At 39.0% G+C, this 13551-nt stretch carries 12 protein-coding genes and 1 tRNA gene; 5 read left to right on the top strand and 8 right to left on the bottom strand.

Annotated elements, in window-relative coordinates; translation table 11 throughout:
• Positions 1–1249: 1249 nt before the first annotated feature.
• From LVD51_RS16770 to LVD51_RS16755, 4 genes are all read left to right on the top strand, one after another.
• Complete coding sequence (locus tag LVD51_RS16770; protein ID WP_236972519.1) at positions 1250–1801, top strand: TetR/AcrR family transcriptional regulator; 552 nt, start codon at positions 1250–1252, stop codon at positions 1799–1801.
• 62 nt (positions 1802–1863) lie between these two features.
• The gene (locus tag LVD51_RS16765; protein WP_236972518.1) at positions 1864–2295 is read left to right on the top strand and encodes an SRPBCC domain-containing protein; all 432 of its coding nucleotides are present in this window, start codon (positions 1864–1866) and stop codon (positions 2293–2295) included.
• A 287-nt stretch (positions 2296–2582) separates the two neighbouring features.
• A complete protein-coding gene (tsaE, locus tag LVD51_RS16760) occupies positions 2583–2999 on the top strand; it encodes a tRNA (adenosine(37)-N6)-threonylcarbamoyltransferase complex ATPase subunit type 1 TsaE (protein WP_236972517.1) in 417 nt (138 codons plus the stop codon).
• A 2-nt stretch (positions 3000–3001) separates the two neighbouring features.
• Complete coding sequence (locus tag LVD51_RS16755) at positions 3002–4198, top strand: alanine dehydrogenase (RefSeq protein WP_236972516.1); 1197 nt, start codon at positions 3002–3004, stop codon at positions 4196–4198.
• A 69-nt stretch (positions 4199–4267) separates the two neighbouring features.
• On the opposite strand, the gene purN is transcribed toward LVD51_RS16755, so the two are convergent.
• The 8 genes from purN to LVD51_RS16715 form a co-directional block, all read right to left on the bottom strand.
• Entirely contained in the window at positions 4268–4858 is a 591-nt protein-coding gene (purN, locus tag LVD51_RS16750) for a phosphoribosylglycinamide formyltransferase (RefSeq protein WP_236972515.1), read from the bottom strand.
• Positions 4858–5766 carry a type IX secretion system protein PorD gene (gene porD / locus LVD51_RS16745; protein ID WP_236972514.1) on the bottom strand — a complete coding sequence of 303 codons (909 nt, stop codon included), beginning with the start codon at positions 5764–5766 and terminating at the stop codon, positions 4858–4860. The genes purN and porD overlap by 1 nt, the downstream gene beginning before the upstream one ends.
• Before the next feature lies 1 nt (position 5767).
• Entirely contained in the window at positions 5768–6964 is a 1197-nt protein-coding gene (gene coaBC / locus LVD51_RS16740; RefSeq protein WP_394803188.1) for a bifunctional phosphopantothenoylcysteine decarboxylase/phosphopantothenate--cysteine ligase CoaBC, read from the bottom strand.
• Positions 6965–7082: 118 nt separating this feature from the next.
• Positions 7083–7430 (bottom strand): DNA-directed RNA polymerase subunit omega, encoded by a 348-nt coding sequence (locus LVD51_RS16735; protein ID WP_236972512.1) that lies wholly within the window; start codon positions 7428–7430, stop codon positions 7083–7085.
• A 3-nt stretch (positions 7431–7433) separates the two neighbouring features.
• The gene (locus tag LVD51_RS16730) at positions 7434–8249 is read right to left on the bottom strand and encodes an outer membrane protein assembly factor BamD (RefSeq protein ID WP_236972511.1); all 816 of its coding nucleotides are present in this window, start codon (positions 8247–8249) and stop codon (positions 7434–7436) included.
• A gap of 98 nt (positions 8250–8347) precedes the next feature.
• Complete coding sequence (locus LVD51_RS16725; RefSeq protein WP_236972510.1) at positions 8348–9856, bottom strand: GH3 auxin-responsive promoter family protein; 1509 nt, start codon at positions 9854–9856, stop codon at positions 8348–8350.
• Between the two features lie 30 nt (positions 9857–9886).
• Positions 9887–10534, bottom strand: a complete 648-nt coding sequence (locus LVD51_RS16720; RefSeq protein WP_236972509.1) for a LolA family protein — start codon at positions 10532–10534, stop codon at positions 9887–9889.
• 133 nt (positions 10535–10667) lie between these two features.
• Positions 10668–13187, bottom strand: a complete 2520-nt coding sequence (locus LVD51_RS16715) for an FtsK/SpoIIIE family DNA translocase (protein WP_236972508.1) — start codon at positions 13185–13187, stop codon at positions 10668–10670.
• Positions 13188–13371: 184 nt separating this feature from the next.
• Between LVD51_RS16715 and LVD51_RS16710 the strand changes: the two genes are divergently transcribed.
• Positions 13372–13457 (top strand) — tRNA-Leu (locus LVD51_RS16710).
• Positions 13458–13551 lie beyond the last annotated feature (94 nt).

Genomic DNA, 13551 nt, shown 5'->3' with positions numbered 1-13551 from the left:
GACTTTTTTCTAGGAAGGCATCCTTTTCATAGGGTTTCACCCTATGCTATTAGACTACGTCCTTTCAGGACTTTTCTATTGTTATATTATACGATTTACATTTTATGATGACGGAAAAGATTTCGAAAATATTTGGAGTTAGACGAGGCTATGACTGAATATAACTGAATGAAGTCACATAGTGACCAAATACCCTTAATGGGTATTTGATGAGGGCACCAATGTCACCGCGCATTGGGTGGGAGAGGAAAGTGCCATTGACCGTAGATCGGTCAATGATGAAGGAGCCAAAACCTCCGCGTTTCGGGAGGGGGTGCCAGCATAGCCGTAGCTACGGCGAGTATTTTAAACGATGTAAAACTTCAAATAAATCGAAAGATTTCCGTTAATTATAAATGTAATTCGTATTAGATTGGTTTGCCCAAAGCCAGTGGTTAAACCCTAACAAATTACGGGGCAGTCACGCCATTTTGTAGAGGCATGACCGAATGCAGTACAAAGTACCCAATCGACTTAACGTCGATTGGATGATGATGACTGAATGAAGTTGTCCTGTTGGACAACCTGATGGATTAAATATCCATCGGATGAAGGAACCGAAACCACCGTGTTTCGGGTGGGTGGACCTCCCAGTCGTGGGTGGGTTGGCCTTGCGTCTCCTGTCATATATTTTAATGCAGTCTCGTCGCAGCACAGTGGAAATCTGTATAAATCTTATTGATGCCTAGCTGGAGCCAGTGGCTGAGAACCTGATGAATTATAGGGCAGTCACGCCAAACAAACAAAAAGGAGTCCTGAAAGGACGAAATATGTCAGCGTAGGGTGAAACCCTATGAATTAATTGTCATCTTGAAAAGAAGTCCTGAAAGGACGTCATAATAGCATCGGGTGAATTCCTGATTCATATTCTTATCTTTTAATATCAAAACCACACCGGCAGTTTTCACAAATATTAGTCATGCCGCAGTGGGCATGACTTCTCTCATCCGGCTTACCCACCCAAAGCCAGTGGCTTTGGTGCCTTCGTCATTGGTAGATTGACTACCAATGGTCCTGTGGACCCTACTCAGTTAGATTTAGTCCATCGGGTTGCACTTCGTGCAACTGCATTCAGTCATAACTCTGCCTACTTGGCCAACACAAGAATTAACATCCTTCAAAATATTTAATTATAAATTTTTAATAAACGATACCGTTTATTAAAAAAGAACACATACATTTGATTTTATTAAACGACAACGTCTATAAAATGCCAAAAATAATAGCAAAGAAAGAAAACTGGATCAGCCTAGGGTATAGATTATTTTCTGAAAATGGAATCAACGGAATAGTAGTTGAGAAAATGGCCATAAAACTAAACGTAAATAAATCAAGTTTTTACTGGCACTTTAAAACGAAAAAAGATTTTATAAACGAGGTAATTTCTTATTGGGTTTCAATAGATACAAACAGAATAATTACAACTGTAGAAAGTAAATCATCAGGCAGGGAAAAATTTGATGAATTAATCAAAATAGCATTTAAGAAAGAAACCAATTTAGACTTCATTTTTTATCTAAAAAGATATGCGCTCAAGGACCAAAAAATCCAAACATTAATAGATCAAATAGATGATGAAAGAATTGACTACGTCAAGCATATATTAATGGAAATTGGATTTTTGGAACAAGAAGCCTTTACAAAATCATCGATATTCTATAAATATTTAATAGGCTATCACGAAATGATTCGCTACAAAAATCAAACTGACACCTATATAACAGAAGTTAAAAAAGAAATACATCAATTTATAGAGTATTAATTATGAAAATACAATTAGCCCTACTGACAATTATATTAACTGTAAATGCAAATGCACAAAATATGAAAGATTATAAAATTGATATCACCATCGATGCTCCAAAACACAAAGTGTGGAATGCAATAACAGACTTTAAAAATTACCCGTCGTGGAATTCGGTTCTAACCATGGACAATAATGATAGCCTCCTCCTTGGAAGGAATTTTCAAGTAACTATTATTCAACCCAATGGCAAGAAATCACAATTTAAAGCAAAGGCAATGGACAAAGAAATTTTGCAGTCCTTCTCTGCAACTCAAACAATAGTCGGCAAATGGTTTTTTACTGCCACTCACCTATTTACCATAGAAGAAATAGACGATGAACATACACGGTTTATTCAAGAATGGAAACTTAAAGGAGTTCTCGCAGCGCTGTTCCGCAAACAGATATTTAAGGAATTAGTAGTTTTTAACAATATGAATCAAGAACTCAAGGAACTGGTTGAAGAATAATTTATCCTATTTGATATACAAAGGCTGCTGTGGATTTAAAAAAGACTATTCAAAAAATACAGTCAAACCTCAGATCCGCAGGAGAATTTGAAGGCATTCACACTTTTATCCTCCTACTATTGCACCGGACAAAAAGTGTGACAAATCCAAAGAACCATATTCTTTTTTGCCACTGACATCTACTTAATAGATTTTATACCCACAACTGGTATTATTTTTGTCATTCTGGATTTAGAAAACTAATATTGTTTATTTTGTGTTCACAAAATAAAGGAAGCAATTAAATTATGGAATGGGACCTGGATCACGAAAGTGAAATAACAAATATATTACCGGCATTAATGCCCTATATCAATTCCGCAAAAATCGTGCTATTACAGGGCGAAATGGGAAGCGGCAAGACTACCTTTGTCCGTTATTTTAATGATTTTATACAAGCAGAAACAGCGACCAGTCCCACCTTTAGCATCGTCAATGAATACTCTTATCCCCAAGGTCGATTCTACCACTTCGACCTTTATCGGCTAAACAGTGCGGAAGAATTAGATGAAATCGGTTTCGAAGAATACCTTGATTCCAACAATTTTTGCTTAATCGAATGGCCGGAATTGGGAAAAGACTTTTACCCCGAATCCGCTATTCTTCTCGAATTTATTAAAACCACAGCAACCACTCGTAAGTTGGTATTAAACACCCTCCAATAACTATGACTTTTTCTATAAAATCTAAATGGAAAACACAGGAAGAAAAATTGGATGTGAGAAATCGATCCAAGACATGGAGTATTGGTTTACCCTTTGGAGCACAAGACGAAAATAGGATAGGTCTTATACCCTCCGCAGTGTGTACCCTAACCGAACAAGGGTATCGAGTAATCGTAGAATCCAAAGCCGGAATAAAAGCCGGATATTCGGATAAAGACTATATCAACGCCGGCGCGGAAATCACCCAATCGCGCAAAGAAATATACCAAGCCGACATCATCTTACAATGTAGCCCTCCCACAATGGAGGAAATGGAGTTAATGACTCAAGAACAAATCTTTATTTCCCCTCTCCATGTTGCCACCAGGTCGTATGAGCTCATAGAAACCATGAAAAAGAAAAAAATTATTGGTTTGGCTATGGAGTATTTAAAAGACAAAAACGGCACCTTCCCCATTGTGCGTATCCTCAGTGAGTTGGCGGGTACGGCAGCCATTCTCCAAGCGGGGCAATTGCTATCCCAGTCCGATGATGGACCCGGTCTATTACTCGGAGGCATCTCTGGAGTATGTCCTCCCAATGTAGTCATTCTAGGTGGTGGAGTCGTGGCAGAATACGCCATTAGAGCATCACTGGGCCTAGGTCTTCAAATCAGTGTATTCGACAATAATATCTCCAAACTCATGAGGCTTCAAAATATCATTGGTCAGCGATTGAACACTTCGGCGCTGAACTATGAAGCACTGCAAAAAGCCCTTCTTTCGGCCGACGTTGTGATTGGAGCTATGCATTCCGTCAATGGAAGAACCCAAATGATTGTTTCGGAAGAAATGGTTATGAGAATGAAAAATGGTTCCGTGATTATCGACATCAGCATCGACCAAGGTGGATGCATCGAAACCTCAGAAGAAACCAATCATAAGGAACCGACTTTTGTCAAACACGGCGTGATTCACTATTGTGTACCCAATATCTCAGCCAAATATCCAAAATCGGCTTCTATCGCCATAAGCAATATTGTGAGTTCTATATTTTCCGATGCCAATATGGCCAGTAATGTAGGTCAATTTATACTACACTTCGAAGGATTGGCTCATGGAGTCTATATGTACAAAGGAAGTATTACCAATAAATACCTAAGTTCCAAATTTGGACTTACTTATACCGAATTAGAACTATTATTGAATCCAGATATATAATTACATCTTATACGAATTATACCCAATGCAATGGGTATTACCTGCAAGAGGAATGAGAATCAGTATTCACTAGTCAAAATTGATTTCGACTTGCTCCCCCTTCACCAAGTATTCTACAACGACGGGAAAATATCGATGCTCCAAGGTCAAAACTTTTTTCTGAATATCCTGAGGACTTTCATCGGCCAATATTTCGCATTGGGCTTGAAAGACCATTTCTCCAGCATCGTAAACTTCATTGACCATGTGAATGGTAATTCCAGTTACCTTTTCTCCAGCTTTGTGTACAGCCTTGTGTACATGCATCCCATACATTCCCTTGCCTCCATAGGCCGGCAACAAAGCGGGATGAATATTTACTATTTTATCGGGATAGGCCTGAAGCAAATAATTGGGTATTTTCCTTAAAAACCCGGCCAAAACGATAAAGTCGATACCGTAATCTTCCAAGATAGGCAAGACCTTTTGGCTATACTTCCATTCGGAATTTCCAATAACTTCAACATCTACCTTCCAATTTTTTCCGTGTTCCAACACACCGGCATTGGCATTATTGGTCACAATCAATGCAACTTTTATATCGGTAGAAAATTCAAAATATTGTAAAATTTTCTCAGCATTACTGCCTGATCCACTGGCGAAAATAGCAATTTGTTTCATTAGCGAATCAACTTATCGTATTTCTGAGAATTGGCAGCATCCATATTCCTAATCATATTGAATACCTCTATTTTTTCGGCCCGCGCACTTATCGCAAATATTTCATTGAGCTCTGAAGCTTTGGCTAGAAAAAACACATTGATCATCATTGAATTGGGATTTGTACTATGAACCTCTTCCATTTCGTGAAGCGAAGCCAACATTACCTGTTTTCCCGCCTCGGCATCATCGTGCATTTCGTCTAAAGCCAACCGGTGATAATTATAGCTTGCCTTGCGAATGGGTCTCAAACTTGGATCGAAAACTTCTTCGATCAACTGTGCTCTATTTCTTGAATTTCCCGTGGCACTCCATCCCGATTGTCCATCGTTTTGTAATGATGACGGCAATCGCTGCACAATATTCCTCGCCATTTTGAAATGATCATCTCCTCCGTATAAGGAAAAACTATCACCATCCAATCCCAATATAAAATGCATATAAAAAGCGATAATTGCGGAAAGGTTATCCGTATAGGTATTCTCACTATATCTCAGCGCAGAAGATTGGTCATATGAAAAACCTATCTGACGGTCTCTAAAATTGAAGAGTACACTTTCATAACTCGTCCCAAATACTGGACGGCTGGCAATAATATCCATTTCTGCTCGAAAGCTAGTAGGACCTTCTTCCTTGGTAATGGTCAAACTTATATTGCCCTTAATTTTTTCAAAATCTTTGTATTCGACATCGGTCCAAGCCGTATTATTTACAAATTCGTACAATTTGGTTTCCAATGAAGTAAAGACCGCCTTATCGACATTCTCTAGATTAGGGGTATTGATCTTTACTGACATTTTAAACTCCTGAGCCAAAAGCCCATGCATCAGCACTACAAAAAATAAAGTAAGGGGAAATAACCTAATCATACTATTTTAATATTTTGTCCAATTCATTAACAATTTCAAAGGCTACTTTATTTTTAGTTTGAAGGGCAAAATTCTTTATTTCACCATTCGCTGTCAAAAATTTCACCTTATTGGTGTCATGACCAAATCCAGCTCCTGTGTCATTAAGCGAATTTAATACAATAAAATCAAAGTTTTTCTTCTCCAATTTTGCTTTGGCATTTACTTCTTCATTTTGAGTTTCTAGGGCAAAACCGACTAGGAATTGATCCTCGCGTTTTTGTTTACCCAGCTCGGCAGCGATATCCTTGGTTCGCATAAGAGGTAGTGACCAGTCTCCAGATTGTTTCTTTATTTTTTGGTCTGCTATGGTCGTCGGTGTATAGTCAGCTACGGCAGCAGCGAGTATACCCACATCACATTGGGACCAAAGCCCTATGGCCTTGTCATACATGTCAGCCGCAGACTTAATGGAATGTACATGGATGCCGTCCCATTGAGGACGAAGTGCAGTTGGGCCCAATACCAAATGAACATCGGCACCAGATAAATAACATGCTTCAGCGATAGCTATCCCCATCTTGCCCGAACTCCAGTTGCCTATATAGCGGACTGGATCTAAAGACTCATAAGTGGGGCCAGCAGTGATAATTATTTTTTTCCCATTTAGCGATTTGGGACGACTGTATAAAATGGGTAGTATTTCGGAAACAATATCTTCGGGTTCTGCCATGCGTCCATCACCCACCAATCCACTGGCCAACAATCCATGACCTACTTGCACAACCTGAACTCCATCGGATTTTAATTGATTGATATTGCGCTGAGTGCTGGGATGAGCCCACATATCGAGATCCATAGCTGGCGCAATAATTACTGGACAGCGCGCCGATAGATATGATGCCAACACCATGTTGTCGCATATTCCATGAGCCATTTTGGCTATGGTATTAGCAGTGCAGGGCGCTACAATATACAGATCAGCCCACAATCCCAATTCTACATGATTATGCCAAGTAGATCCATCTTGTAAGCTGTGAAAAACTTCATTATTGGAAAGCGTAGAAATCGACAATGTAGTCACAAAGTCAAGAGCTGATCCAGTCACTACAACTTTGACCTCTGCTCCGGCTTTGACCAATTCACGTACAATCAACAACGATTTGTAAGCGGCAATACTCCCGGTAATACCCAATAATATTTTTTTCCCGTGGAGCACTTCATTCTTCATGTCTATCGTCTAATACAAAAATTCGAGCATTAATTTACGGCATCAGATCTCTTTGATTAAAAGACCAGAATCACTACGACATCAATGCTGTAAGCAAAAGAATTGACTAATCTTCCTCAGTTTTCACTTCGGCACCCACTTCTTTGATAACGATTTCGTTGGCCAAAAATTCATGAGTGGCTATAATAGCTGCATTAGGCAACTTTTCGTAGTATTTTGAAATCTCTATCTGTTCTTTATTTTCTTGAACTTCTTCGATAGTATCAGTAGTCGTTGCAAATTCTTCCAACTTTTCTTTAAGCTCGTGCTTAATGCTTTTGGTCAATTGATCAGCACGCTTAGAAATGATAACCAGGGATTCGTAAATATTTCCCGTTTTGGCCACCATTTGTCTAACATTCTGAGGTTGAGCACTTGGTTCTATGGTTTGAACTCTTGATCGGATATCACTCATAATTTACAATTCATTTATTTTTTGAATAGAAAAATCCCTATACTGAATTACCTTTTTCTGATGGTCGCTGTTGGGATATCTTTTAAGAAACGCATCTGCATAAGTATTAGTTTTCAGATATCGTTCTTTTTGTTTTTCATATACACTATTTACCGCCAATTGATATGAAGCATCGACGATCATATATCTTATTTCTTCAGCATTTTTGGTCTCTGGAAAATCTTTTAATAGGTTTTCAAAAACCTGAATAGCCGCTTCATATTTTAATAAATCTTGGTATAGTTTAGCCTCGGCAAATCTTTTCTCTTCCAATTTTTTACGCAAATCATCGATCAACTTATTGGCTTGTTCCACTCTATCACTCGATGGGAAAGTATTGACAAATAACTGAAAAGCATCGATGGATTTGTTGCTATAGTCTTGATCCAATCGATAACTGGGTGACAACAAATAATAGGAATAGGCCATCATAAAATCAGCCTCTTCTCTCAATGTCGATGATGGGAAAGTACTGCTAAAGGTCTCAAATAAATTCGCAGATGTAATGTATAAACCTTGATAATAGCTCGAATAAGCATACTTAAAGTATAGCTCCTCCCCTTGGGCCGAACCTCGGTAAGTACTCAATATCAGCTCCATCAATGTGTTGGCCTTAGAATAATCTTCTTTTTCATAGTATTCTAAAGCTTTCTCATATATCATCTCCGAATCACCGCTGGTCCGAATTTGCTCAAATTCAGACTTACAGGAAAAGATGGATATTGTGAGCCCAAGTATAATAAAGGTTTTAAAACCTGATTTTTTAAGGAATTTCATCATAAGGCGCAAAGATAAAAAAAATTCTGATCAATATTGATAACCAATTAGAAAACGGTTAAAAAGTCTCATTAATAGCAAACCACTGGCTTGACTCCTCATTATAACGTAGAAGAAGATGAAAATGCAGCCAAAGCATCGGCGATTTTTCTGTCATTGGCCAATCGAGGAACCTTATTTTGCCCCCCCAATCGCCCCTGCGACTTCATATAATTTCTAAAGGCATTAGGTTGGAGAACGGTGACTACAAGATGTCTTAGAATCTGACCTTCGATTAAATCGCGATAATATACATTTTGCTCCACCATTTCTTCATCCAATTTACTGACAAAACCCTGTAAATCGTCCGGCATTTCACCAAATTCAATAAACCATTCGTGGTAGGGTAATCCCGAAGCTGGATTGACTTGAGGCGCTACAGTAAATTCCACTATTTGGGCAGGATGGACCTCACAAGTCAGCCTCATAGCTTCTTCTACTTCCTTGCCAATAACGTGTTCGCCAAATGCAGAAATAAAATGCTTTATCCTGCCACTAACCACGACTCTATATGGATTAAGCGAGGTAAACATCACCGTATCCCCAATATTATAGCCCCAGAGTCCGGCATTGCTATTGAGAATAATCACGTAGTTGACATTCATGACCACATCGGCCAGAGACAGTCGACTTGGATTTTCATCGAAAAATTCACTTGCCGGAATAAATTCAAAGAAAATACCTGAGTGGGTATTGAGTAGTAGTCCTTCGTGAGGGAATCGATCTTGAAAGGCGATAAAACCTTCAGATGCGGGGTATGTCTCCACACTGGGAAGGGTCTTGCCCACGAGTGATTCCAATTTATGCCTATAGGGTTCAAAATTCACCCCCCCATATACAAAGACAGAATAATTGGGAAAAACCTCCATCACCGACTTTTTCCCGGTAGCCTTCAACAATCGTTCGTAATACATCTGCACCCAAGGCGGTATTCCAGAAATCAATCTTAAATCCAAATCCTTGGTCTCCTCCACTATGGCGTCTACCTTGGTCTCCCAATCTTCAATACAATTGGTTTCCCAGGTCGGTACTTGATCTTTTTTCAACCAATTGGGCACTTCGTGATTGACGATACCAGATAGTCTTCCATGCAATATCCCATTGGATTCTTCCAACAAAGGCGATCCGGACAAAAAGATCATTTTGCCATCTAAAAAAGACGATTGTTTGGTCTTGATCAAATAGTGAAACAATGCATTTCTGGCCGTATTAAAGTGATTGGGTAGAGAATCACGAGTGATGGGTATATATTTAGCTCCAGAGGTAGTCCCCGAAGTTTTGGCCAAATAAATGGGTTTTTCTGGCCATAGGACATTTCCCTCACCGTCTTTGACTCGGTCAAAATAATTCTTCAGCCCTTCGTAATCCCGGACAGGAATGTTTTTCTTGAAATCGTCATAGTTGTGGATCGAATCGAAATTATGGTCTTGGCCAAAAGCCGTTTGTCTGGCCGTCTCCACAATTTCCTTTCTAATTTTTTCTTGGTCTGCTAGTGCATTTTCTGCCATTTTATCAATGGACTTAGACACCAATTTAGCGAATGGCTTAATAAAGAGTGATTTCCATCTCATAAGTTGTATCGTTCTAGGGCTTATATTGAATTAATCAATTCTTAAGTCCTCAATGTAATAATCTTTAAAATCATTTACATTCCATTTATACATTTTTTCGTCTATTTTATCGGGAAATGATGTTTCGGTAATATTCATTTGAAATCGACTTCCATCCCTTGAAAAAACCTCGATATATTTAATCTGCTTAGACCTAGTATCTTGAGATATCCTTATCTTAAAATAATCACTGTTTTTGTCTAGAGGTATCATTTCTATGATAAACAGCGAAGCATTATTGGTCGCCAAGGCAGATTTATCAAAATACTTAAAAGAATTTTCATCTAAATATTTCAATATTCCGGCGGGACTAGATAATTCCGCACCTTCGGGATCGACAGTGGTTATCTGCACTTCTTTGTTTTCCTTAAAGATCGTCCACTGAGCCTTGCCATTAGAATAGATCTGATAGTCATCGAAATAAACTCCATACTCGCCATTGGATTGATAAAATGCCCCGGAATATTCCTGTACCTCTGATTCGGAATACCTCATGGTAATCTCAAATTTCATCACGGTGTTTTCTTTCGACGTATATTGATTAATTATCGCATCGATATCTTTTTTAAGTCCAGGATCTTGACTGAATGCGAGAAGGCCAATCAACATAAATAATATTATAGACAATGATCTTATCATAGTTGTATTCATTTACATCAAGGACGACTGTGATTTGGAAATCGGCTTGATTTTAAAAGTTTTAACGGAATAATAACGAGTAGTATTTGATTCGCAATGGCCAAAGATACTCAGCAAAGATTATTGTTTACCATTAATTGGTCTTAAAAACCATTTCTAAATGCTCCATTAATTCACTTTCTGTCATGATGTACACTTCCCGTGCCTTGCTGCCTTCATTGGGTCCTACTACTCCAAAAGCCTCCAATTGATCCATTATCCTACCCGCTCGATTGTAGCCGAGTTTTAGCTTGCGCTGCAACATTGAAGTACTTCCCGACTGATTGGCAACAATGAGATGGGCAGCTTCTGAAAACATTTCATCCAATTCAGAGGCTTTAATGCTGCCTGCCCCACCTCCCCCTTCATCGGGATCGGTATATTCTGGTAGTAAGAAGGGCTCTGCAAACCCCCTTTGATCGGAGATAAAATCAATAACTCTTTCCACTTCTGGTGTATCTACAAATGCACACTGCAATCGAATGATATCACTTCCTGAAGCCAACAACATATCCCCGCGACCGATTAATTGATCGGCTCCACCGGAATCTAAAATAGTTCGCGAATCGACTTTTGAAGTCACCTTAAATGCCAGTCTCGCTGGAAAATTGGCCTTAATCACCCCGGTAATAATATTGACCGAAGGTCTCTGAGTAGCTATAATTAAATGGATACCCACGGCTCTAGCCAACTGAGCCAGTCGAGCAATAGGCATCTCTACCTCCTTGCCCGCCGTCATAATTAAATCGGCAAATTCATCGATGACCAATACTATAAATGGTAGATATTTATGGCCATTTAATGGATTAAGATTTCGCGCTGTATATTTCTTATTGTACTCTTTGATATTTCGCGCATGTGCTTTTTTCAACAAATTATACCTTTCGTCCATCTCTATACAGAGACTATTTAAGGTGTGGACAACCTTCTTGGTATCGGTAATAATGGGTTCTTCCTGACCAGGTAAAAAAGCGAGAAAATGCTTATCCAATTTAGAATACGGAAACAATTCCACCTTCTTGGGATCGATCAACACCAATTTGACCTGACTGGGATGCTTGCGATACAACAAGGACATGATAATAGTATTAATACCCACAGATTTCCCTTGACCAGTAGCACCAGCAATCAACAAATGCGGCATTTTTGCTAAATCTGCGATAAATACTTCGTTGCTTATCGTTTTTCCCATGGCTATGGGCAGCTCCATCTTGGCGTCCTCGAATTTCTCCGAATTCATGGTCTCTTTCAAGCTTACAATCTGCTTTTTCTTATTGGGAACTTCAATCCCAATGGTTCCTTTTCCAGGAATGGGAGCAATGATCCTAATCCCCAATGCAGCCAATGACAGGGCTATATCATCTTCCAGGTTTTTTATTTTAGAAATACGAACCCCGGGGGCCGGAACTATCTCATACAGAGTGACGGTTGGTCCGATGGTAGCTCTGATTTTGGTAATCTCTATTTTATAGTGTTGCAAAGTGGTGACGATCTGATTCTTGTTCATCTCCAACTCACTTCTATTTATGGAAATATCGTCGACCATATAGGTATCCAATAAGTCCAAAACGGGACTCACGTATTTGCCCAACTCCATAGTGGGATCATAGGGTTCTAGGAGCTTGGTTTTGTCATCCATTTCTACTTCCAACTTGCGATTTTCTTCCACATCAGCCGTTCTTACCTGGGGTATTGGTTGGGCTTCTTGTGGTTGTACGGGTTGGGGAACTACTTCTTCTACTTCTAAAGGCAGATCGGCGATAGATGTCTTTGATTTTGACTTAGGCACTTCCACTTGAAGAGAGGACATATCCAATTCTATGCCCGGCTCAAGGGACTTGACTTCTTCCGCAGCAGCATTGACTTCATTATTTTGAGGGATAGATGGCAATTCCGTGATGGTATCTTCAAATTCATCTTCTTCCGTTTCTTCTTCCCTGTCATTTTCCGACATAGGATCTACCGATTCAAACATTTGACCGGACAAGAAGGTATCGACGACTTTTTTCTGTTTTGACCTAAATACCGACCATTTAAACTCAAATGTATTTTTGATTTCAGGTAGATATTCATTGTGCCAATAAACCAAACCGATAAAACAGAACAACAGCAAAACTCCAGTACCCACCTTGCCAATAAAGGCCTCGAGGTAATTGTGCAAACTCAATCCGATGGCTCCACCCCATGAAAATTGAGCCTGAGTAAACAGAAAAGAAAACAATAATGGAAACAGTAAAAAAGCTATGGTTAAATACGTCGTCATGCGCAGCAGTTTCATCCAATGTTTGCGTGCGACAATGATAATGGCCGTTCCCAATCCATAAAAAGGCAGTAAAAATGCAGAAATTCCCACTCCCCAAAATACATATTGATGGGCGATTACAGCCCCCAATCTACCCAACCAATTGTCCACCTTCACCTCTTTGGCAAAAAGCAGATTCCACGAAAACTTCAACACCTTATCTTGATCTTGCTTCCACGTATATAAATAACTGGTCAAAGCGATAAGTAAAAAAACCGACAACATAGCTACAAACAAAGCTAGGATTGCTCGCCCTCTTTGATCTATGCCTCGTTTTTTAGTTTTTTTTGCTTTTTTCTTTTTAACTGCCATACTTTGATGTTCATCCTAAGAGTAATAATTGGCTAATATATTAAAAATATATCACATATGTAATATATTGCCAAACAAGTACAAATTTAACACGAATCCCTCTATTTATTCAAATTCAAAAAAAATAATTAGCGCAAGTAAAAAAGTATTATCTTTGTCGTCCTTTAATTCGCACACTTTATATACCCGGGTGGCGGAACTGGTAGACGCGCAAGGTTGAGGGCCTTGTGTTCAATTACGAACGTGCAGGTTCAAGTCCTGTTCCGGGTACATTAAACGGAAATATACATGGATCTTGTATTTTTCCGTTTTTTTTTAGTCGCAGAAATTCTGCATTTTACCATTTCAAATAAAACATTTCCCA

Origin of the sequence: Membranihabitans marinus (assembly GCF_021729155.1) — a bacterium.
Taxonomy (GTDB): domain Bacteria; phylum Bacteroidota; class Bacteroidia; order Chitinophagales; family Saprospiraceae; genus Membranihabitans; species Membranihabitans marinus.
This window is presented reverse-complemented; position numbering and strand designations above follow the sequence as displayed.

Excerpts from the sequence above, each read along its gene's own strand:
- purN (WP_236972515.1), bottom strand. The coding sequence starts at position 4,858 with ATGAAACAAATTGCTATTTTCGCCAGTGGATCAGGCAGTAATGCTGAG.
- LVD51_RS16765 (WP_236972518.1), top strand. The coding sequence starts at position 1,864 with ATGAAAGATTATAAAATTGATATCACCATCGATGCTCCAAAACACAAA.
- LVD51_RS16755 (WP_236972516.1), top strand. The coding sequence starts at position 3,002 with ATGACTTTTTCTATAAAATCTAAATGGAAAACACAGGAAGAAAAATTG.
- LVD51_RS16725 (WP_236972510.1), bottom strand. The coding sequence starts at position 9,856 with ATGAGATGGAAATCACTCTTTATTAAGCCATTCGCTAAATTGGTGTCT.
- LVD51_RS16770 (WP_236972519.1), top strand. The coding sequence starts at position 1,250 with ATGCCAAAAATAATAGCAAAGAAAGAAAACTGGATCAGCCTAGGGTAT.
- LVD51_RS16735 (WP_236972512.1), bottom strand. The coding sequence starts at position 7,430 with ATGAGTGATATCCGATCAAGAGTTCAAACCATAGAACCAAGTGCTCAA.
- LVD51_RS16730 (WP_236972511.1), bottom strand. The coding sequence starts at position 8,249 with ATGATGAAATTCCTTAAAAAATCAGGTTTTAAAACCTTTATTATACTT.
- tsaE (WP_236972517.1), top strand. The coding sequence starts at position 2,583 with ATGGAATGGGACCTGGATCACGAAAGTGAAATAACAAATATATTACCG.
- porD (WP_236972514.1), bottom strand. The coding sequence starts at position 5,766 with ATGATTAGGTTATTTCCCCTTACTTTATTTTTTGTAGTGCTGATGCAT.
- LVD51_RS16715 (WP_236972508.1), bottom strand. The coding sequence starts at position 13,187 with ATGGCAGTTAAAAAGAAAAAAGCAAAAAAAACTAAAAAACGAGGCATA.
- LVD51_RS16720 (WP_236972509.1), bottom strand. The coding sequence starts at position 10,534 with ATGATAAGATCATTGTCTATAATATTATTTATGTTGATTGGCCTTCTC.